The following is a 21,366-nucleotide window of genomic DNA, read 5'->3' as shown; positions in this document are numbered from 1 at the left end:
GTATGACGTAACATCCGAATTAATATATGTCAATATTACTGACTTATATTCAATCCTATTGACCTGAGCCCCAAGCGATGCGACCCAGAGTTATGGTTGAATCAAAACCCGGTACAAATCTGCTCTTTCTGCGCGATGAAGACCTGCGACAAGGCATCGAATTGCTGTTCTTTGCCTATAAAGACTTCACGGCAGAGGCAGATTCTATTTTAGCCAAACAAAGTTTCGGACGGGCGCACCACCGCGTGATTTATTTCGTTGGGCAATACCCTGATATGAGCGTCAGTGAATTGCTCGGCATCCTCTCAATCACCAAACAGAGTCTATCCCGTGTGCTTCGCCAACTCGTCGATGAGGGTTACATTCAACAGAAACCTGGCACTACAGATCGGCGGCAACGTCTGTTATCCCTGACCGATAAAGGCCAAGACCTAGAAAGGCTCCTGACCAGCGAGCAAAGGGCCCGCATCGCAGCCGCTTATAAAGACGCCGGCGCTGATGCAGTTGAAGGATTCCGAAAAGTAATGTTGGGCATCATGGAAGCTTCAGCCCGACACCGGTTCAATGAAGAGAAGTTATAAGGACTGAGGCGTGAAAGTGGCAAGAACAATAGCTGGTGATGTTACACCTGAGGGACTAATATCCCCTCAGGCTCATGTATTGGTTGTTGATGACGACACGCGGCTAAGGCGCTTAATCAAAAAGTATCTAAAAGAACAAGGCTTTATGGTAACAGATGCTGCATCAGCAAAAGATGCACGTCAGCACTTAAGTTCTCTGCAGTTTGATCTCATCGTTCTAGACGTCATGATGCCAGGCGAAGACGGAATGAGCTTCGCCAAACATGTGCGTACAGAAAGCAATGTTCCGATTCTAATGCTCACGGCAATGGGCGAAGCACAGCATCGCATCGCAGGTCTGGAACATGGCGTAGACGATTACATGGGCAAACCATTCGAACCAAGAGAACTGATGCTAAGGATCACCGCAATCCTGAGGCGCGCACCGCCTCCTGAAGATGACGGCCTGCATGAGTTGTCATTTGGCCAATGCCGTTATGATGTGACACGCAACACCCTCTTGCGTGATGGCGCTACTGTTCATCTCACATCAGCCGAATCTACATTATTAAGAACGCTTGCCCTCAACGCAAATACGCCAGTACAACGCAGTCAACTGGGTAACGACGAAACCGGGCAATCGAACCCACGTACGATTGATGTTCAGGTTACGCGATTACGCCGGAAAATTGAAAGTGACCCCAGGCAACCACGATACCTCCAGACGGTTCGAGGCACCGGTTATCTGTTGCGTACCGACTAAAGGGGTCTTGTCATGACCGGTCATACCGCAAATCATAACGCTATCGTGAGAACAATAAGCCAGTGGTTTAAAGAGTCAGGCTGGACCAAATGGTTGCCTGCGACCCTCATGGGCCGCTCTGCAATGATTATTCTCGTCCCTCTGATTCTGGTTCAGATTATTTCCACCTTTATCTTTTACGATAATCACTGGGAAACTCTTTCCCGTCGCTTAGCCCAGGGGCTCGCCGGAGATATCTCACTCATTCGGGTCTACTTACGCGACTATCCAGAAGAAGCGCGCTTTGAATGGATAGAAGTATCTGCCCGACAAACCATGCAATTAGAAATCACGTTTGACCAAGGCGCTGCCCTTCCAGCGGATCAAACCATCAATGCAGATGGACCGTTTCCTGATGTCTTAACACGTGAACTCTGGCGAGAATTACGGCGCCCCTTCACAATTGATTTCGAACATTCAGAGACTGAAATTGAAATCAACATGCAACTTCCGGATGGCGTTTTGCATGTCGTTGCCCCCCGCAAACGACTCTTTAGCTCCACCACTTACGTTTTTGTGTTGTGGATGGTTGGATCGTCTCTGGTGCTGTTTGGGGTTGCAGCATTGTTTCTGAATGTTCAGGTTCGGGCGGTCAGAAGACTCGCACGCGCGGCAGATAGTTTTGGTAAAGGACGAGACGTCCCAAATTTTAAGGCAGAAGGTGCAAAGGAAGTACGGCAAGCCGCTTGGGCTTTTACCGCCATGCGCAACCGTATCAAACGACAGATTGATCAAAGGACGGAAATGCTGGCAGGAGTATCCCATGACCTACGCACACCGCTGACCCGCCTGAGACTCCAGACTGAAATGCTGAACGGAGCCAACCCAGAAGACATTGCAGACATCAAACGCGACATTGATGAAATGGAACAAATGCTCAATGGGTATCTTGCTTTTGCACGTGGCGAAGGAGAGGAAGCTCCGGAGCCCACAAACTTAGAAGAATTGATCGAAGATATTTATGATCGGTTCAAAGAGTCCATAAAGGTTTTAAATCTCACGCTGCGAGAATTAGGTGGGCCTGTGACAACAAAACCAACCGCGTTTCGTCGAAGTCTGAGCAACCTCATCAGCAATGCATCCCGTTATGGAACACGTGTTGATATATCAGCCAAACGCGCGGGAGCTCACATTGAAATACATGTGGATGACAACGGCCCAGGAATTCCTGAAGATCAAATAGAAAGTGTGTTTAAAGCCTTCTACAGGGTGGATCCCTCGCGCAATCCCGAAACCGGCGGGGTAGGTCTTGGGCTTACAATCTCACGTGACATCGCGCGTGGCTTGGGTGGAGACATAGTGCTCAGTCAGAGCCCGCTGGGAGGGCTGCGCGCGACTTTACGCCTTCCGGTTTAAGAAGACCCAGCCTTACTAGAAGGCTTCATAAACATTTTCTGCAATTGCTCCAGTCGGTCTAAGCCTTTGTCCAGAGCAGACATTGTTTGCGCCATATCTGAGCTATCATCTTTAAGCCATGTACGAAGGGCCATGATGTATATCGCACCCAACGCATGCGCGCGAGCAACGCCAAACGGCCCAGTCGCATCAATGCCTGAGGCAATAAGTAGGAGCGCCATAGAATGAATCAGACCGGGAATCCGCATGAACATACTCAATGGTCGTCTTTGCATGGACCTTAGAATAGCGGCATACCCTGCGCGCTCTGCTTGCAAAGCATCAAACCGCATCATGAGAACTTCGAAAAGTCGGTCGCGCGGGCTCTCGTCATGATTAATCTTCGGAATTGCAGCCAACACAATCGAATCAACCCGGCTAAATAAATGCGCTGCGATACGGTCCGTCGTTGGAAACGCTTCAACAACAAGGCCGAATGGCTCTTTGGCGCTATTCGCCAGATCGGAAAGTGTCAGCTCACCCCAGCCCTGCTGAGACGCAGTCTTAAGAGCCACATCGGCGACTCTGTCTTTGAGTGACCGCTCAGTTTTGACCGGACGCGATGACTTGGATGTTTTTTTAGCTGCCATGGATTAAGAGCCTCCTCCTAGCGCTCTGCTTTAGATTTGATATTAATTCAGCTATTCAGCCAGCTCTTGTGAGCGCTTCACAGCAGCAGCAACGGCACGGGTCATCAAGTCCTGTAACTCGTTGTCTTTCATCAGAACATTTAATGCGGCTTCTGTGGTACCACCAGGGCTGGTTACATTCTGGCGTAGAAGGCTGGCTTCTTCTGGTTGCGCCTCCAACAACGCCCCTGCCCCGGAAACCGTCGCATTTGCTAATTGCTGAGCCAAAGCGGGTGCAAGCCCAGCATTAATTCCTGCCTGAGTCAGTGTTTCTGCGAGCAAAAATACATAAGCCGGACCGCTGCCGGAGACGGCCGTGACCGCATTCATTTCTGCTTCTTCTGTGACCCAGGCCGTAAGCCCAACCGCAGCCATCAACACCTTACAGACACGCTTCTGTGACGGGCCGACAACGTCGGAAGCGCATAAAACGCTTGCCCCTTTCCCTATGGCTGCCGGGGTGTTTGGCATGGCACGCACAATGGCAGCCTCTGCCCCCAACAAGGATTGCAGTTTACACAAAGTTATCCCCGCAATAATCGATAGGTAGACCGTACCGCCTTTGGCAAAGCGCGCGTAATCAGGTGCAACGTCAGGTAATAGTTGTGGCTTCACAGCAAAGATGACCGCGTCGGGTCTAAAATCACTTGGAATTTCTGAAGCCTGACTCAACACAGTAAGGGCAGGGTGACCCTTGGCAGCGGCAATAGAGGAACGACCAGCAGGTTCAACAACCATGATATCCACAGGACTAAGCCCGTGAGCAAACCACCCTTCTAACAGAGCGCCGCCCATCCTGCCGCAACCAACCAATAAAAGCGTGCCTTCAATCATGTGAAGAGTTTAACACAATCAGGGTGTTTTGAACGGCGTCTTTTGTTTTGAATCGAGAGACTGGAGCTTTACGCCTCACCAACCGTATCAAGCAAAGCGCAGGAAATCGCATCGTCCGGGCTTTTGCCACCCCATATCACGAACTGAAAGGCCGGATAGTAACGCTCACATTCGCTCCGTGCGAGATCAACAAGCTCGTCAATATGAGCCGCATCCAATCGGCCCCCATGACAATGAACGGTATGGCGGAACATGGGTATACCCTCATCGATCCATACGGCGAAATGGCCAATCCACAACCGCTCGTTAAGCTTGGCGATAAGCTCATAGATATTATTCAGAACTTTTGGCTGCACCCGCATATCAAGTGCGCAAGAGAAGTGAAGAGCGTCTAGCTCTTCTGACCAAGCAAAAAACAAGCCGAAATCACACCATGTGCCTGGAGCTTCAACCGCCATCTCTTCATCGCTGCGGCGATCAAAAACCCAATCTTTTACAGTGATAACTTCCTCAATCCGATCTAACGGATTGTCTGCCGGAGCGTCTTGGCTGACGGTGGTGGTGCGCATGGAATCCCCTCATTTGCCCCGGGCCAGCTCGAAATAGCGGCCCCCAAATTCGTAGCCTAAGAATCAAGATATAGTAGGTTTCCGAGCGCTTCAATAACAAATCTTAGTAGAACTGCCGAGTCGGCCAGTTTCACGTTGTTGTCATAGGACCTGCTTGCCGTATCGGCTTTGGACAATCAGGCAGAAGGGGCGGAGCGCTTTGGTTTTGCCGCCGTTTTAGTCTTCGCAGAGGTCGTCTTGTTGGGCACTGGTTTCGCGTGCTTTACGCTTGTCGCGGTTCCAGACTCCAGTTTCTCAAGGCGCTTAAGGAGTTTTTCTTGTTCAACCCGCGCCTCAGACAACATTGCCTTTACGACCTCAAATTCTTCGCGCGTTACAAGATCACGGTCGCTGAGAAAGCGGTCGACCCTCTGGCGAACGAGGCTTTCGACCTCTTGCTTGAGGCCACCCAACGCTCCTAAGGCACCACCGGCGACCTTAGCGATATCATCAAAAATTCTCTTCTGGCTCTGCACTGTAAGTCTCCAAGATAAAGCTACAATCATAATATCGGCGTAACCGGTGTTCCCTTCAACCCCACTTGATAACAATCTCTGGGCTTTGCTTCATTGCCGCTGCACTCATGCTCCGGCATAAATACAAAACACTATAGATATCGGGATTATTCATGTTTGTTGTGACAGGCGCATCAGGGTTCATCGGGTCAAACGTGTTGGCCGTTCTGGAGCAAAACAGAAAAAGCGCCATTGCAGCTGTGGATTTTCGTGAATCAAAGGCGAAAAGACTCAATACTCAAAAAAGAAAAGGGCTGACTTGGGTAGCTCCCACCGAAATCGAAGCCTTCCTCTTTAAACACGCACTAGACATAGAAGCCCTTATCCATCTTGGAGCAGAAACAGCCACAACGGCCACGGACCGTGAGGCTGTCTTCGCTGTTAACGTAGACCTCAGCAAATTTCTGTGGCGGTGGTGCATAGAAACAGACACCTCGCTTATCTACGCCTCTTCAGCCTCCGTATATGGGGATGGACAGCAGGGTTTTGAGGACAGGCAACAGTTGGTGGAGATGCAGCGCCTTAGGCCGCTTAACATTTATGGGGAAAGCAAACTGGCCTTCGACTGCTTTGTTGCAGAACAAGTTGAGGCCGGAGGGCCGACCCCTCCACAATGGGCGGGGCTCAGGTTCTTCAATGTCTTCGGGCCCAATGAAATGCACAAAGGCCCCCAAGCCAGCGTCGTCAGCCAAATGTATCCGGTAATTGCCGAAGGATCGCCATATCCGTTGTTTCGGTCTCATCGCACCGATGTTGCTGATGGAGAACAGAAGCGAGACTTTATTTTCGTCGATGATTGTATCGCTGTTATTCAGTGGCTATTAGAAAACACCGCGGTGTCGGGAGTATTTAATGTGGGAACGGGCCGCGCCAGAACCTTCCTGGATTTGGCACATGCCGTCTACGCCAGCGCCGGTCTTGAATCAAAAATCACTTGGCGGGACACACCGGAACACCTTAAAGCGCATTATCAATATTTTACAGAAGCTGACATGTCTCGTTTAAGGAAAGCCGGTTTCGAGAAACCGTTTACGTCACTTCAAGACGGTGTCACCATAACCATCCGAGATTACTTAAGTCAGGCAGACCCTTACCGGTAACAGAAAGCCACATGACAGTTTTTGCCCTCACGTTTCCTACTATTGACCCAGTGCTGATTGAATTGGGCCCCTTCGCCATACGTTGGTATGCTCTGGCCTACATCGCCGGGCTATTTGGTGGCGCATGGTATATGCGGCGTTTGGTCGTTCGTTCGCCAGCGCTCCTGACTCCGAAGCAAGTTGACGACTTTCTGATGTGGACCCTGGTTGGCATTATACTCGGCGGGCGGATTGGCTACGTTCTCTTTTACAAACCTGGTTATTACTTATCGAACCCGGGCGAAATATTGATGACCTGGGAAGGCGGCATGTCCTTCCATGGTGGCTTGATCGGAGTGACCATTGCCATCATCCTTTTTGCGCGGCGGCTTGGAGTAGACAAATGGTATGTAGCCGACAACGTGGGTTGCGTTGTGCCAATCGGCTTATTTCTTGGGCGCATTGCAAACTTTATCAATGGTGAACTCTATGGCCGCGCAGCACCCGATGTGCCTTGGGCCATGGCTTTCCCAGCGGGTGGACCCGCTCCACGCCATCCAAGCCAGCTTTATGAGGCGGCCCTGGAAGGTCTCGTTCTACTTGTCCTGCTGCATTGGCTGTGGCGCCAAGACGCAATCCGTCACCGTCCAGGTATTATTACAGGCTGTTTTTGCGCAGGGTACGCATTAGCCCGCATTTTTGTTGAGTTCTTCCGCGAACCTGATCGGCATTTAGGCATCGTCCTCTTCGGACTAACAATGGGGCAACTTTTATCCGCCGCTTTGCTTATATTCGGCATTTGGGTTGTCTGGAGATCAGTGAACCGCGAACCCCTTCAAAAGGGCAAGTCCTAAGATTGATGAGCACGTCACCCCCTCCCCCTTTAGCTGATGCGACAACAGAGACGGGTTGCACGGATCATCTGATCGAGCGCATCAAACGCAACGGGCCAATCAGCATCGCAGCATTTATGGAAACTGTCGTCGACACGTATTACGCGCGCGGCAACATTTTTGGCCGGTCTGGTGATTTTGTGACGGCGCCTGAAATTTCTCAAGTTTTTGGCGAACTGATTGGTTTGTGGTGCATCACTGCGTGGCAATGCTTGGATCAGCCAAGAGATTTTCACCTTGTTGAGTGTGGGCCAGGTCGTGGCACCTTGATGGCAGACATCATTCGTACAACATCGAAAGCTGCGCCAAGATTTGGTTATGCTGTATCTGTCCATCTTATCGAGCGCAGCGAGAAGCTGAGAGCAGAGCAAGAAAAAACTTTAATGGGGCACAATGTATCCTGGCACGAGGACCTGTCCACCCTCCCCGAGGGGCCTGTGATCCTTGTTGCTAACGAGTTTCTCGACGCACTGCCCATTACTCAATATGTCAAAACCTCTTCTGGTTGGTGTGAACGATTGGTAAATCACAATGGGCGTGAGTTTGTATTTACCGTCGCCGGCCTTCCGACACCGAATATCGATGATGCTTTTCATGATGCTCCGGAGGGCAGCATCCTGGAACATTCAACCGCAGTGCATAATGTCGTCAGTGACATCTCAAAATTATGCATAGAACGCCCAGGCATTGGCCTGTTGATTGATTATGGCTACGTCCGCACAGACATCGGAGACACCCTACAAGCCGTTAAAGACCACGCCTACGCGCCCGTCCTCAAAGCACCAGGCTTTTCTGACCTGACGGCGCACGTGGATTTCGCATTGGTGAGCGAGGCCGCAAGGTCAGTGGGCAGCGCTGTTTATGGTCCAGTCGAGCAGGGCTTATGGCTGAAACGTCTCGGCATCAAAGTGAGAGAGGCGCAACTTTCAGACGGTAAATCCAAGCAAGACGTTGAGACCATTCGCGCCAGCATTGCGCGCCTTATCGATCCAGAAGCTATGGGCTCGCTGTTCAAAGTACTGGCTATCGCGCCATCGCACATTGCCCCGCTCGCCGGTTTTGAGGCAAAGGTTAAATAATGCTTCAAGCGTCGACTCTAAGCTCCACACCGGGTCTCAAACACGGATTCTTTACACGCCAAAACGGCACCTCAAACGGCCTATACACAAGCCTAAATTGCGGCTTCGGCTCTTCTGACATCAAAGCGTCAGTGCAACAGAACCGTGTCATTTGCGCGGATGCCTTAGGTGTAACTGTAGACGACCTTTTGACCGTGCATCAAGAACACACCACAGACGTTGTGACAGTCACGGCACCATGGGATGACTACGGTCCGCCGATCGCAGATGGAATGGTTACCGCAACGCCTGGCCTAGCCATAGGAATTTTAACAGCAGACTGCACACCCGTTCTCTTTGTGGACCCGGAAGCAGGAGTCATTGGAGCCGCTCACGCAGGCTGGAAAGGAGCGTTTGGGGGTATTATAGAGAATACACTTCAAGCCATGGTGCAGATTGGCGCAAGGCGCCGCCAAATTTTAGTTGCCGTAGGACCTTGTATCGGTGCTTCATCCTATGAAATCGGACCAGAGTTTAAAGACCGATTTATTGATAAAGACCCTGAAACTGAGAAATTCTTCACGCCGTCCCCAAAAGCAGACCATGCTTTTTTCGATATCGGGCGTTACGTTTTTGATCTCGCAGATGCGGCTGGTGTACGCCAAGTGGAACGCCTTCTGCATGATACATATGAAGAGAAGGATTTGTTTTTCAGTTACCGCCGCTCTTTGCATACGAAAGAACCAGATTATGGGCGGCAGCTCTCAGGTATTTCCTGGCTACCATAAGACATGCTGAACCGTCGAAACGTTTCACTTCAACTTGCTAGCTTTGCCGCACTGATCAGTTTGGCGGGATGCGGTAATGTTCCCCAGCCTTTCCGGCGCGCACAGAACAATAGAAACCCCTTGCTCGCAAATCCCAGCGGGGCAGGAATTGGGATATTACCACCAGCAGGTCTTGATGACTCGTCAGGACGCTATGTTGCGAACAGCATTGCTGAGACGTTAAGGCAACAGGAAATTCCAGCAGAAGCCTTGGACCGCGCAGGCGTGCTTGGTTTTACCGTCGAAGGAAACCTCAATGATTCCACCATTGAAAACGGCGTCGCTCAGGTCGCATTCGATTGGCGATTGCTGAACAGGCTGGGAGAAATCATAGAGCGGTTAAACCAAGAGATTGAAATAAATAGCCTCGCCTGGACCGATAAAAACGAAGTGGCTTTAGATGCGATTGCCAACAACATATCAGCCCAACTGATTTTACTTTTAGCCCCGCCAGTTGCCACAACACCGAACCTGCCAGAGACCAAACCCTGGGCGGGTTTAACTGTGACCATCCAACGTCCTGAAACCGCCCCAGGCGACGGGGCCCAAGCTTTGGGCCGCGCACTTGCGAACCGGCTTCTTGCTGAAGGCTTCCAGCCCCCAGAAGACGAAGCAGACTTTATTATATCCGCCCGCATTTCACTCAGTATTTTCGATGCTGCACAGGACGACGTCTCAATCCTGTGGAGCATTCTCTCCCCAGACGGAGAAAACCTCGGTGACGTGAGGCTAGATAATCGAATCCCGCGCGGTCAGCTCGACGGGGCTTGGGGGCAAATTGCCGAAGCCATCGTCGATAGCGCTTTTCCAGGCCTACTTCAGATTGTTTCCTCACAGGTCGTACCGCGGCGATGAACCCAACAATCTGTGGATAAGCACTAGATTTCAAAGGATTCAGCGCGACAGAACGTTTACAGAGCTGTGACAGGTTGGTAGGTTTTCGCCGGTTCGATACGGCTGGAGAGCGGCACCAATAGCCGGGTTGTAGGGTGCATGCCGCGAGGGGGCTGACTTCATGAAATTATTGGCTGGCAACGCCAATCGGCCGCTCGCAGAAGCTATTGCGGCTTACTTACATGTGGAGATGACCAACGCGTCAGTGAAACGCTTTTCAGACATGGAGGTCTTTGTCGAGATCCACGAGAATGTGCGTGGCGAAGATGTATTCGTCGTTCAACCCACATCATATCCAGCAAACGATAACCTAATGGAGTTGCTGGTCACACTGGATGCCTTGCGCCGCGCCTCTGCAGAGCGCGTTACAGCCGTCATTCCCTATTACGGATATGCACGACAGGATCGCAAAACCGCACCGCGCACCCCGATTACAGCCAAATTGGTTGCAAATCTTATCAACCAAGCCGGTGCTAGCCGCGTTTTAACGCTTGATCTCCACTCCGGGCAAATTCAAGGATTCTTCGATATCCCCTTAGACAATCTCTATGCTCAGCCAGTCTTTGCCGATGACATCAAAGAACGTTACCAAGGCAACGGTGGCCCAATGATTATTTCACCGGATGTTGGTGGCGTTGTCAGAGCGCGGGCGATTGCGAAAAGACTCAATACTGATCTTGCGATTATCGATAAACGGCGCGAACGAGCCGGAGTTTCTGAAGTCATGAATATCATCGGCGATGTTAAAGACCGTGACTGCATTCTGGTCGACGATATTGTCGATTCGGCAGGAACGTTGTGCAATGCAGCCGTCGCTCTCATGAAAAATGGGGCTAAAACGGTCTCAGCCTACGTGACCCATGGGGTTCTTTCCGGTGGCGCGGTGGGACGCGTTTCAGCTTCACCTATGACTGAGTTGGTCATTACGGACAGCATTCAGGCTACAGAAGCCGTGAGATTGGCTGATAATGTGCGTCAAATCTCCATTGCACCGCTGATGGCGGAAGCTGTGAAGAGAATCAGCTCGGAATCCTCGGTTTCCAGTCTGTTTGACTAAAACCTGGGGCTTGAGCCCTGCCACGAATCCCTGTATTACCCCCATCTTCTCGGCCCTGCCCTCAATGGGCAGGGCATTAATGCTGGCGGCGACACCCCTGGAGGCCTGCCAGCGATTTACTTCGCAGAGTGCTGCGATGTTAACTTATAGGAGACCAGAAATGGCTGATATTAGCGCCCTGACAGTTCAGGAACGCGACCGGGCCGGCAAGGGGGCAGCCCGCGCAACACGTCGTGAAGGCCTCGTGCCTGGCGTGATTTATGGTGACAATCAGGATCCAACCCTGATTTCCATGACACCGCGCGATCTGTTCGTCGAAATGCATAAACCCGGTTTTGCAACTAGGATTTTCGACATCACAGTCGGCAGTAAAACGCAACGCGCCATGGCCCAAGATGTACAAATGCATCCTGTGCGTGACGTCCCCCTTCATATCGATTTTCGCCGTATTGGCAAAAACACCGTCGTGACAGTTGAAGTGCCAGTGCACTTCTCAAACGAAGATGCCTCGCCGGGCATCAAGCAAGGTGGCGTGGTCAACGTTGTGCGTCACGAAATTGAAGTGCGGGCCCGACCAGACGCTCTGCCGGAACAGTTTGAGATTGACCTCACCGGCCTCGAAATTGGTGACTCAGTGCATATTAGTAACATTGAAATGCCTGAGGGAGTGGCTCCGACCATTACGGACCGTGACTTTACGATTTGCACCATCGCAGCGCCGACAGTCTCCACAGCTTCTGACGAAGAAGATGAAGCTGAAGAAGGTGATGAAGGCGAAGGCGAAGATGCAAACGCCGAAGGCGAGTCCAAAGAAGAATAAAACACTAAGCTACATTGAGGGTCCGAGGTTGCTCGGACCCTCAATACCTATACGCTTTGAAATTCGCTTTCCTACTAGTCTGATTGTATCGCGAGACTGCCATGCGCCTGCTGGTCGGCCTGGGCAATCCGGGCGCCAAATACGCCAATACCCGACACAATCTGGGTTTCATGGCCGTTGACCGTGTTGTTGATCAATATCGACTGGGCACGTGGCGAACCAAGTTTCAAGGGCACACTGTACAGGGTGAGATAGACGACACCAAAGTCGCCGTTCTTAAACCTATGACGTTCATGAATGAATCCGGTCGCGCTGTCAGTGAGGCCATGACCTTCTACAAAATTGCCTTGGAAGACGTTCTGGTTTTCTTCGATGAAATCGAACTTTCCCCTGGCAAAATCAGGGTCAGACAGGGCGGCGGGCACGCTGGGCACAACGGCATACGCAGTCTGGTGAGCCATATTGGTGAAGCCTTTTGGCGCATTCGCCTCGGCGTTGGCCACCCTGGTGATAAAAACCGTGTCTCTGGATATGTCCTTCAAGACTTTGCGAAATCTGATGAAGACTGGGTTAACACATTGGTCGATGCCGCGTCAGATGCAGTACCCTTGCTGGTGAGCGGAGAAGATAACCGTTATATGACCCAGATCGCACAAACGATGCATGGTGTACCGACCCCCCCCTCACCGCGAGACAGTCTCGCCAGAAATGAAGAAGGATAGGCACGATGGGATTTAACTGTGGGATTTAATTGTGGGATCGTTGGTCTCCCAAATGTTGGTAAATCAACACTTTTCAATGCACTGACTTCTACGGCAGCAGCTCAGGCTGCAAATTTTCCGTTTTGCACCATTGAGCCAAACGTTGGCCGGGTTGCCGTTCCAGATGCTCGTCTGACTAAGATATCTGGCATCGCAAAATCTAAAGAGACAATCCCGACCCAGCTTGAATTCGTCGATATTGCTGGATTGGTAAAAGGGGCCAGTCGCGGTGAAGGTCTTGGCAACAAGTTTCTCGCCAACATCCGCGAGGTTGACGCCATCGTCCACGTTTTGCGCTGTTTTGATGATGGCAACATCACCCACGTGGATGGTTCCATTGACCCCGTACGAGATGCGGAAACTGTTGAAACCGAACTCATGATTGCCGACCTCGAAAGTCTAGAAAAACGAGCCGACGCGCTAACCAAAAAAGCAAAGTCTGGTGATAAAGACGCGAAAGATCAGCTCGCCGTTATCGACCCGGCGTTGGCCGCCTTAAGAGAAGGCAAGCCAGCCCGCACAGCGCGACCAGATGACGAAAATGCGCTGAAACTCTTCAGACAGTTACAACTGCTCACAGCCAAACCGGTTCTCTACGCTTGCAACGTTGAAGAGGGTAACGCGGCCAACGGAAATGCCCTCTCAGCCAAGGTCGAAGAAAAGGCTGTGGCTGAGAATGCGCTTTGCGTTGTTGTATCAGCAGCCATTGAGGCGGAAGTTTCACAGTTGGATGATCCGGAAGAACGCCAAGACTTTCTTGAGACGCTGGGGTTAGAGGAAACAGGCCTGACGCGAGTCATTCGGGCCGGATATGAGCTTCTTGATCTGCTGACCTTCTTTACCGTCGGCCCCAAGGAAGCCCGCGCCTGGACCGTGAGAGGCGGAGCAAAAGCGCCTCAAGCTGCGGGCGCTATTCACACAGACTTTGAGCGCGGCTTTATCCGGGCCGAGACAATTGCTTACGATGACTTTGTGAATTTAGGTGGCGAACAGGCCGCCAAAGATGCCGGAAAAATGCGCCAGGAAGGCAAAGAGTATCTCGTCAAAGACGGCGATATCATGCACTTCCTCTTCAACGTCTAAGCACGCACTCTCAAAGCATATCCAAAAATAAACCGCCGGTTTTGATACCGGCGGTTTATAATGATCTAATTTTTAGCTGAGCCTAATAGTAGACTTGCGCGTTCGCTTCTAGTGCTCAACATCCGCCCAAATACGGCGCTTAAGGAAGTAGGCCAGCACCGTAAAGACGAAGGTAAACAGCATCACACGAACGCCTGTGCGCTTACGCACTTCCAGCTTCGGCTCGGCTGCCCAATGCAAGAAGGCCGTAACGTCTTTAGACATCTGATGAACAGTTGCTGGTGTGCCATCGCTATACTCCAGCAAGTCGTCAAATAACTGCTGTGGCATAGCGATCTGATTGCCTTCAAAGATGGTATTGTAATACATGCCATCCATCAGTTCGGCTTCCACCTCAGCAGGTGGTTCGTCGTATCCCAGCATCAGATTGTAGAGATAGTCTGGACCGCCACTGCGCGCCTTGGTCATTAATGACAAATCAGGCGGCAAGGCTCCATTATTAGAAGCGCGCGCAAACTGCTCATTTGGATACGGGTTAGGAATGCGGTCTGCCGGGATCGCGTTTCTATCAATGATATCGCCCTGATCGTCACAGCACTCCTCGACGGAGTACTCGGACGCTAAGACCTTAACCTGATCTTCGCTGTAGCCAATTGATTCGAGGTTGCGGAACGCGATGTAGTCCAAACCGTGGCAAGATGCACACACTTCGCGGTAAACCTGAAAGCCGCGCTGAAGTTGTTGACGGTCAAAGCGGCCAAAAACACCATCAAACGACCAGTCCTGATGATCCAGTTCAGCCGCCTCTCCCGCCGCGTTCACGGTTGCTGGAGCGTATCCAAATAGCAGCGTAACTGCGGCAGCAAAAAGTAAAATTCTCATGTCTCTACTCCGCAGGCTTTGCCACAACGGGCGTACTTATACTGGTGGGTAAGGGTTTAGGCGTCTCAATCCAGCCAACAACCGGCAACAGCACAATGATGTGGAAGAAATACCAGAACGTACCAATACGGGTCAGAATGAGAGCTGTCCCTTCGGCAGGTTGTGATCCACACCATCCGAGAACAACGCAAACCAGCAAGAAGACCCAGAACAAGATTTTATAGATGGGTCTAAAGGTCGCGGATCTCACACGTGACGTGTCGAGCCAAGGCAGCACAAACATGATTAAGATGGACGCAAACATCAGAATCACACCCAGCAGTTTGTTATCGACCGAGCGTAAGATCGCGTAGAACGGTAGGAAGTACCATTCAGGTACGATGTGCGCAGGTGTCGAAAGCGGATTCGCTGGAATGTAGTTATCTGCGTGACCCAGAGCATTCGGGAACCAGAATACCATTGTGAAATAGGCCAGAAGAAATACACCAAGGCCGAATGCGTCTTTTGCCGTGTAGTAAGGGTGGAACGGGATTTTGTCTTTCGGTGTCGCATCAATGCCCAGTGGATTATTGGACCCTGGGATATGAAGCGCCCAAATGTGCAGAATGACAACGCCGACAATGACAAAAGGCAGCAAATAGTGAAGCGCAAAGAAGCGATTGAGAGTCGGATTATCAACAGCAAAACCGCCCCACAGCAAGGTCACAATTTCATCGCCGATCACGGGGATGGCTGAGAACAAGTTCGTAATAACGGTCGCACCCCAGAAGCTCATCTGCCCCCAAGGCAGCACATAGCCCATGAACGCCGTCGCCATCATCAACAACAGAATGATAATGCCCAACCACCACAAGACTTCGCGGGGAGACTTATAAGAGCCGTAATACAAGCCCCTAAAGATGTGGATGTAGACAGCAATGAAGAAAAAGCTTGCTCCATTGGCATGCATGTAACGCAGCAGCCAGCCGGAATTCACATCACGCATAATGCGTTCAACACTTTCGAACGCATAATCAACGTGCGGTGTGTATGACATCGCCAGCAAAATACCGGTGATAATCATGACCACCAGAATAAAACCGGCCAGAGCGCCGAAATTCCAGAAATAGTTCAGGTTTTTAGGGGCTGGATACTTGGATCCAACGGATTCATCGATGAAGGAAACGATAGGCAGGCGTTCTTCAAACCAATCGAAGGCTCGCATGCCCCAACCTTTTTCAGTGCTCATCGCGGCTGTGCTCCTTAACCGATGCGAACGTTTGTTTCAGAGAGGAAGGTGTACTCAGGCACCTCAAGATTCGTCGGCGCAGGCCCTTTGCGGATGCGCGCAGATTTATCGTAGTGAGAACCATGGCAGGGGCAGAAGTACCCCCCGTAATCGCCACGTGGCTCGGTTGTTTTCTGACCAAGAGGCACGCAGCCAAGGTGGGTGCAGACCCCAACCACGATAAGGTAGCGCTCATCTTGAACACGCTCTTCATCTGGCTGCGGATCCGGCATATCTTGCCAGCGCTCTGAGCGGGCCTCTTCAATTTCAGCCGGTGTGCGATAGCGCGCAAAAACAGGCTTGCCGCGCCAACTGATCGTAATCGCTTGCCCTTCTTGGAGGCTGGACAAACTCACTTCAACAGACGAGAGCGCCAAGGTATCGGCGGCCGGGTTCATGCTGTTAATTAAGGGCCATGTCGCAACAGCAACACCAACGGCACCAGTTGCAACTGTTGCATGGAGCAGAAAATCTCTGCGCGACTCTTCTTCGGTAGGAACCACTTGGTTTTCTGACGTATCCGCCATCTTTCGGGCCTCTCGGTTCTTGTTTTTACGCCAGGAGTGATACGCGAGACGCGGCAAGATTGAGAGCAAAACCGTCTCAAGTGCCAAAGCAGACTTCAGACCATAATGACCTTGAGTCGCCCTGTCTTGCTTCCCTTCCCCAACGAAACTCTAAGGAAAACAATGAGATGGGGTATAGGATATTTTATAGGCCGTGAAAAGACCTTTGACTGCCTGCAATTCATTATCAACATTGGATAAAATGTCGTGATTCGCCTTGTTCTATATCAACCGGATATCCCTCAAAATGTGGGGGCAATTCTTAGGCTTTCTGCGTGTTTCAATATGCCAGTCGATATTATCGAACCCTGTGGATTTATCTGGGATGATAAAAGGGTCAAGCGTACCGCTATGGACTACACCGATTTGGCAAGGGTCGAGCGGCATCGATCTTGGGAGACTTATCAAAGATCAGCAAACGAGGGACGGCTGGTTCTTTTGACCACCAAGGCCGCCGTGCCCTACCATTCATTCGCATTTTCAGCACAAGATCGTTTGATCTTTGGCCAGGAGAGCGCCGGAGTGCCCGACGAGGTTCACAGGGCCGCCGACGCACGCATCATTATCCCAATGTCACCAGCTGCCCGGTCCCTAAATCTGGCCCAATCCGCTGCAATTGCGTCTGCGGAAGCCCTACGGCAAACCGGCAGATTCCCTCAATAAAATGGGATAAATGACCCTATTAGACCGATATGACAGGCATGTAATGCTCCTGCAATCCTCCTGTAAGGCAGAAAAACCCATATTATTCTCCAGCAATTGTCGAAAAGACAAAGGATCCCCCCAGAGTCCTGCAGTTGCTGCTGCAAACTGGCCCCGTCTTTCCCCTAGGCGGGGTCAATTTTGTAATACACTTGGCATAGTGTATTACACTTGGCATAGTTTAAGACTTACTTTGCTCAGTGAAGATTATCTTTGAGACGCCGCATCAACTCAGCTTTGCTGGCCTTAAACCCTTCTTCGACCCACCTCACTTTGACAGCATCCAGAAGCTGTCCAATCTCCGGCCCTTGAGGCACCCCTAAATTTTGAACATCTTTGCCCATTAACGGGAAAATCACCGGGGGCCAGTCCTGAACAGCCCTGTAGAACGCGCTCCAGTCTTGGACTTCATCGTTTTTAGCCCGCGCAGAGGCTAAACGTATGCCAGCTAACGCCACCTCCGCGCCGTAAGCACCGCCAACATGCTCGTGGAGGTATCGATAAAGGTTCGGGGGCACTTGTGCCTCCGGCGCTGCCTTGGCCGCAGCTATGATCGCTTCTAAAATGCGGCATTGCTTGACTGAGAATTTCATCGCCGCCGCAGCATCAACAGCACTGTCAGACATTATAGCAATCCAGCGCGTCAGCCAGAAAACATCTGTTTGCCGTGAAACATCAAATTTCCCCTCCTGAGAAATCAGTTTTTCGAAGTCTGGGGCGACGCGTGCGCCTGCGAAAAGAACCTTCAAAACGCCTGTACTCGCCATAGCGTGAACTGAGAGCAAGGGGTTTTCTGTTGAAAGCAATTTCACGAACTCCCCAGCCACCCGCTCAGCTGACAATTGGGTAAGACCGGACCTCAAGTCCTTGCATGCTTTTAAGGTTTTTGGGTCAGGAGCCGCCCGGCCATGGCTGGCAAGAAACCTGAAGTAGCGGAGAATGCGTAAATAGTCCTCTTGAATACGATCTTTTGGTTCGCCGACAAACCGCACACGTCCAGCTTTTGCATCCACTGCTCCGCCGAAAGGATCAAACACCTGCCCGTCTGAAGAAAGTGACATCGCATTGAACGTAAAGTCGCGGCGCGATGCGTCCTCCTGCCAGTTTGTTGTGAATTCAACGGCCGCGTGACGCCCATCGCACGCGGTATCGCGGCGCAATGTGGTGACTTCAAAGCCTTGCCCCCCGGCGACCGCCGTAATGGTGCCGTGTATCAGGCCCGTGGGGACGGCTTTCAACCCCGCAGATTCAAGCTTAGCGACGATAACGTCTGGAATATCTGGCGTGGCAAGATCAATGTCCGTGATGGGTCGCCCCAAGATGGCATCCCGCACGCACCCCCCGACAAACCTGACATCAATATCAGGCGCACCCAAGGCCTTGAGCACCGCACGGACCGGGGGTGCTGTCATCCAGGGCGCTGAGATGTTCATGCCAGACAAGCTTAAGACCCTCATGTCAGACATCAAGGCCTAGTTTTCCTCCATTGTCCCGGGGATCACACGCCCGTCTTCATAACGTGGCGGGATATAATTGGTCGCATCCGGGTCAGCGCCGCGCATCAAAGCCGTTGTGGCCATTAAGGCGACCGTAAGGATAGCACCCAATAATAACAGGAACGGCCACGGCCCTTGTTCGATCTTTGGGGCTTCGCCGCCGTGCTTTTTCACGTAACCAATTCTGAACCACGCCCAGGTTAAATAGATCGTGAGCGGCAGAACTAGAGGTAGGATATAGATAAAAATTGTACGAATCATGGCGTATTCAAAACCTCGCTTAGGTTGACGATCATGCCCGCCGTTGCACCCCAGATATAATGCTTTTCATAAGGCATGGCGTAATAGGCACGCTCCAGTCCGTTGACGATACGCCGGACCTTTTGATGATTCACAGGATTAACTAGAAAAGAGAGCGGCACTTCAAAAATAGCCGCCACTTCGCCGGGTTCTGGCACAAAAGATTGCGGGGGATCAGAGATCAATCCAACAACGGGCAGCACCTCGAATCCGGTGATGGTAAGATAGGGATCAAGACACCCCAAGATATCGACCGTCTTGCGGTCCAAACCAACTTCTTCTTCAGCTTCACGGAGCGCCGCCTCAGTCTGATCTGCATCACCGGGGTCCATCCGTCCGCCCGGAAAGGCAACTTGCCCGGCATGCCGGTTTAGATCGTCGTGACGTCGTGTGAGCAACACAGTCAACTCCGTCTCACGCTTAAGAAGCGGCACCAACACGCCAGCATGCACGCGCTTGACCGCCACGCCCGGCGCACCAGCTCCTTTTTCGTAAGGAATACTGCTGGACGGAACAGGCCCGTATTCCTCGTCTTTGAACTCGCTCAGGCCAGCCTCGCTGAGAAGCTGTCGCCCGGACATAACATCTCCTCTTAGCGTTGAAGGACGGGCGCGAGACAACCGGTGCCGTATATGATCCGGCGTTACCATTCCTTTGGATCGCCAATTGGAAAAAACGTGTTGCGGCTCCAGACGCCAAATTTTTTGCCGTCCTCCGCGTGATGTTCCGTCGCCAATTCAACTAGGTGATAGAACACCGATCGCACCAAACGCGCGTCCAGGTTCTTTCCAGTATGAACATAGGGCGATGGTTCACCGGAGGCCGAATCAGTTTCAACGCGCAAGGCATGCTCCGAATCCAGGGGCACAATCACATCGAGATTGGTGCGAAAATCGATAACTTGGTTTGTCCCTTCTCCGGAATGGGTTAATTCGACAATCGTGTAGGGCACATCTTCAACGTCTATGCGCCCATTTTCGACAGGTGTTGTAAGCCAATAAGAGCCATCCTCCCGCCGGTTTAAAACCGTGGAGAACAGCTTAACTATAGGCTTACGGCCAATGGGCGAGCCTTGATAGTACCACGTCCCATTGCGATCGATACGAATACCAAAATCACCGCAATCCTCCTCCACAGACGCCCGGCTACCGGATGCCCTTAAGGAAGAGAGGGATTGCAACGCAGAATCTTCTTCTAACTTACCCACCTGAGCCTCCATACTCCCTACACCAGATGAGAAATCCTTTAGTTGGAGTTATTTAGGTGTCGGATACGATAACACATTCCAAAGACAGCACAGTCCCAGAGAACACAGCCCCAAAGAAGGCTGGCGAGGTCTCAGTGGATGACGTCGAGCGGGTCAGTGCGCAAATTGCTCAGGCTAAAGAAGCTGTAGAACAAGTCATTCTCGGCCAAAGCGCTGTGGTCGAGGAAAGCCTGATCACGCTGCTGGCTGGCGGCCACGTTTTGCTGATCGGCGTCCCAGGTCTCGCCAAAACCAAGCTGGTGCAAACCATTGGCACCGTGATGGGGCTGGAAGACAAGAGGGTTCAGTTCACACCGGATTTAATGCCCGCAGATATTCTAGGCTCTGAGATCCTGGACGAAAGTGAGGACGGTAAGCGCCATTTCCGTTTTGTCCGCGGTCCTGTCTTTAGCCAGCTTCTCATGGCAGATGAAATAAATCGGGCCAGCCCCCGAACACAGTCTGCTTTGCTGCAAGCCATGCAAGAGCGACGGGTGTCGATCTCTGGCCATTATCATGAGTTGCCGCAACCCTTTCATGTGCTAGCCACGCAAAACCCAATTGAGCAGGAAGGCACCTACCCACTTCCAGAGGCGCAACTCGACCGCTTTTTAATGCAAGTGGATATCACCTATCCGGATCACGACGCTGAGCGGCAGATCATCATCGCCACCACTGGGGTCTCAGAAGTTGAGCCCAAGCGGGTCATAGGCGCAAATGAGCTGATGGCAGCGCAAGCCGTGGTGCGCAACTTGCCCGTGGGCGAAAGTGTAATTGATGCCATTTTGCGATTGGTCCGCGCTGGCCGCCCAGAAACAACCGACATCCGCGAAGTACGGGATTGGGTGGCCTGGGGACCAGGGCCGCGCGCGAGTCAGGCGCTAATGCTGGCGGTCCGCGCACGAGCGCTGATGGAAGGCCGTTTGGCACCCTCTATTGATGACGTTCTGGCCCTCGCCAAACCCGTTCTCAAACACCGCATGGCTTTGAGTTTCGGCGCACGCGCCGATGGCAGAAATCTGAACGATGTCATCGACCGGCTGCGCGACGCCGCTGACGCTGCTGGAAGCAAGGGTTAGACGTTCGCGTTTA

Annotated in this window: 25 protein-coding genes; 14 read left to right on the top strand and 11 right to left on the bottom strand. The window is 51.8% G+C overall.

All coding sequences use genetic code 11. The features are described 5' to 3' along the window. Positions 1-92: 92 nt before the first annotated feature. From RIC29_06895 to RIC29_06885, 3 genes are read left to right on the top strand one after another with little or no spacing between them, the layout of a single operon-like run. The gene (locus RIC29_06895; protein ID MEQ8734633.1) at positions 93-581 is read left to right on the top strand and encodes a MarR family transcriptional regulator; all 489 of its coding nucleotides are present in this window, start codon (positions 93-95) and stop codon (positions 579-581) included. Between the two features lie 16 nt (positions 582-597). Beyond that, on the top strand, positions 598-1,323 hold the full coding sequence (locus RIC29_06890) for a response regulator (protein MEQ8734632.1): 726 nt from the start codon (positions 598-600) through the stop codon (positions 1,321-1,323). Between the two features lie 12 nt (positions 1,324-1,335). Continuing rightward, entirely contained in the window at positions 1,336-2,718 is a 1,383-nt protein-coding gene (locus tag RIC29_06885; GenBank protein ID MEQ8734631.1) for an ATP-binding protein, read from the top strand. On the opposite strand, the gene RIC29_06880 is transcribed toward RIC29_06885, so the two are convergent. From RIC29_06880 to RIC29_06865, 4 genes are all read right to left on the bottom strand, one after another. Next, positions 2,715-3,347: a hypothetical protein gene (locus RIC29_06880; protein MEQ8734630.1), complete on the bottom strand. Its 633-nt coding sequence runs from the start codon at positions 3,345-3,347 to the stop codon at positions 2,715-2,717. The two genes, RIC29_06885 and RIC29_06880, sit on opposite strands and share 4 nt — an antisense overlap. A gap of 51 nt (positions 3,348-3,398) precedes the next feature. Beyond that, entirely contained in the window at positions 3,399-4,220 is an 822-nt protein-coding gene (gene proC / locus RIC29_06875) for a pyrroline-5-carboxylate reductase (protein ID MEQ8734629.1), read from the bottom strand. A gap of 68 nt (positions 4,221-4,288) precedes the next feature. After that, positions 4,289-4,789 (bottom strand): YbjN domain-containing protein, encoded by a 501-nt coding sequence (locus RIC29_06870; GenBank protein MEQ8734628.1) that lies wholly within the window; start codon positions 4,787-4,789, stop codon positions 4,289-4,291. 176 nt (positions 4,790-4,965) lie between these two features. Beyond that, positions 4,966-5,304 (bottom strand): accessory factor UbiK family protein, encoded by a 339-nt coding sequence (locus RIC29_06865; protein MEQ8734627.1) that lies wholly within the window; start codon positions 5,302-5,304, stop codon positions 4,966-4,968. A gap of 152 nt (positions 5,305-5,456) precedes the next feature. On the opposite strand from RIC29_06865, the gene rfaD reads away from it, so the two are divergent. The 9 genes from rfaD (at position 5,457) to ychF (ending at position 13,815) form a co-directional block, all read left to right on the top strand. Then, on the top strand, positions 5,457-6,443 hold the full coding sequence (rfaD, locus tag RIC29_06860; protein ID MEQ8734626.1) for an ADP-glyceromanno-heptose 6-epimerase: 987 nt from the start codon (positions 5,457-5,459) through the stop codon (positions 6,441-6,443). Positions 6,444-6,454: 11 nt separating this feature from the next. After that, positions 6,455-7,276 (top strand): prolipoprotein diacylglyceryl transferase, encoded by an 822-nt coding sequence (lgt, locus tag RIC29_06855; protein MEQ8734625.1) that lies wholly within the window; start codon positions 6,455-6,457, stop codon positions 7,274-7,276. Positions 7,277-7,281: 5 nt separating this feature from the next. Beyond that, entirely contained in the window at positions 7,282-8,394 is a 1,113-nt protein-coding gene (locus RIC29_06850; protein ID MEQ8734624.1) for an SAM-dependent methyltransferase, read from the top strand. Beyond that, positions 8,394-9,161 carry a peptidoglycan editing factor PgeF gene (gene pgeF / locus RIC29_06845; protein MEQ8734623.1) on the top strand — a complete coding sequence of 256 codons (768 nt, stop codon included), beginning with the start codon at positions 8,394-8,396 and terminating at the stop codon, positions 9,159-9,161. The genes RIC29_06850 and pgeF overlap by 1 nt, the downstream gene beginning before the upstream one ends. Before the next feature lie 3 nt (positions 9,162-9,164). Next, positions 9,165-10,055, top strand: a complete 891-nt coding sequence (locus RIC29_06840) for a hypothetical protein (protein ID MEQ8734622.1) — start codon at positions 9,165-9,167, stop codon at positions 10,053-10,055. A 160-nt stretch (positions 10,056-10,215) separates the two neighbouring features. Continuing rightward, positions 10,216-11,151, top strand: a complete 936-nt coding sequence (locus RIC29_06835) for a ribose-phosphate pyrophosphokinase (protein ID MEQ8734621.1) — start codon at positions 10,216-10,218, stop codon at positions 11,149-11,151. A 160-nt stretch (positions 11,152-11,311) separates the two neighbouring features. Beyond that, the gene (locus RIC29_06830) at positions 11,312-11,971 is read left to right on the top strand and encodes a 50S ribosomal protein L25/general stress protein Ctc (protein ID MEQ8734620.1); all 660 of its coding nucleotides are present in this window, start codon (positions 11,312-11,314) and stop codon (positions 11,969-11,971) included. A 101-nt stretch (positions 11,972-12,072) separates the two neighbouring features. Next, entirely contained in the window at positions 12,073-12,693 is a 621-nt protein-coding gene (pth, locus tag RIC29_06825; GenBank protein MEQ8734619.1) for an aminoacyl-tRNA hydrolase, read from the top strand. Positions 12,694-12,711: 18 nt separating this feature from the next. Beyond that, a complete protein-coding gene (ychF, locus tag RIC29_06820) occupies positions 12,712-13,815 on the top strand; it encodes a redox-regulated ATPase YchF (GenBank protein MEQ8734618.1) in 1,104 nt (367 codons plus the stop codon). A gap of 108 nt (positions 13,816-13,923) precedes the next feature. On the opposite strand, the gene RIC29_06815 is transcribed toward ychF, so the two are convergent. Genes RIC29_06815 through petA form a run of 3 tightly spaced genes read right to left on the bottom strand, consistent with a single transcriptional unit; the run spans position 13,924 to position 16,491 of the window. After that, positions 13,924-14,697 carry a cytochrome c1 gene (locus RIC29_06815; protein ID MEQ8734617.1) on the bottom strand — a complete coding sequence of 258 codons (774 nt, stop codon included), beginning with the start codon at positions 14,695-14,697 and terminating at the stop codon, positions 13,924-13,926. Between the two features lie 4 nt (positions 14,698-14,701). Next, complete coding sequence (locus RIC29_06810; GenBank protein ID MEQ8734616.1) at positions 14,702-15,925, bottom strand: cytochrome b/b6; 1,224 nt, start codon at positions 15,923-15,925, stop codon at positions 14,702-14,704. A gap of 14 nt (positions 15,926-15,939) precedes the next feature. Beyond that, positions 15,940-16,491, bottom strand: a complete 552-nt coding sequence (petA, locus tag RIC29_06805; protein ID MEQ8734615.1) for a ubiquinol-cytochrome c reductase iron-sulfur subunit — start codon at positions 16,489-16,491, stop codon at positions 15,940-15,942. 246 nt (positions 16,492-16,737) lie between these two features. On the opposite strand from petA, the gene RIC29_06800 reads away from it, so the two are divergent. Beyond that, positions 16,738-17,193, top strand: coding sequence for a tRNA (cytidine(34)-2'-O)-methyltransferase (locus RIC29_06800; protein ID MEQ8734614.1), 456 nt, complete (start codon positions 16,738-16,740; stop codon positions 17,191-17,193). Positions 17,194-17,429: 236 nt separating this feature from the next. Here the strand turns inward: RIC29_06800 and RIC29_06795 are convergent, their stop codons facing one another. The 4 genes from RIC29_06795 to RIC29_06780 form a co-directional block, all read right to left on the bottom strand. Beyond that, on the bottom strand, positions 17,430-18,698 hold the full coding sequence (locus tag RIC29_06795) for a CCA tRNA nucleotidyltransferase (GenBank protein ID MEQ8734613.1): 1,269 nt from the start codon (positions 18,696-18,698) through the stop codon (positions 17,430-17,432). Positions 18,699-18,704: 6 nt separating this feature from the next. Continuing rightward, complete coding sequence (locus RIC29_06790) at positions 18,705-18,989, bottom strand: hypothetical protein (protein MEQ8734612.1); 285 nt, start codon at positions 18,987-18,989, stop codon at positions 18,705-18,707. Beyond that, the gene (locus RIC29_06785; protein MEQ8734611.1) at positions 18,986-19,609 is read right to left on the bottom strand and encodes a CoA pyrophosphatase; all 624 of its coding nucleotides are present in this window, start codon (positions 19,607-19,609) and stop codon (positions 18,986-18,988) included. Before RIC29_06785 ends, RIC29_06790 begins: the two co-directional genes overlap by 4 nt. Positions 19,610-19,671: 62 nt before the next feature. Then, positions 19,672-20,235 carry a DUF1285 domain-containing protein gene (locus tag RIC29_06780; GenBank protein ID MEQ8734610.1) on the bottom strand — a complete coding sequence of 188 codons (564 nt, stop codon included), beginning with the start codon at positions 20,233-20,235 and terminating at the stop codon, positions 19,672-19,674. Between the two features lie 134 nt (positions 20,236-20,369). Here RIC29_06780 and RIC29_06775 point away from each other — a divergent pair, with 134 nt between their 5' ends. Continuing rightward, positions 20,370-21,353, top strand: a complete 984-nt coding sequence (locus RIC29_06775; protein ID MEQ8734609.1) for a MoxR family ATPase — start codon at positions 20,370-20,372, stop codon at positions 21,351-21,353. Positions 21,354-21,366: the final 13 nt, after the last annotated feature.

The sequence above is a fragment of the Rhodospirillaceae bacterium genome (assembly GCA_040219235.1).
Lineage (GTDB): Bacteria > Pseudomonadota > Alphaproteobacteria > Rhodospirillales > Rhodospirillaceae > WLXB01.
The sequence above is the reverse complement of the archived record's forward strand: the minus strand, read 5'-3'. Positions and strand labels throughout refer to the sequence as shown.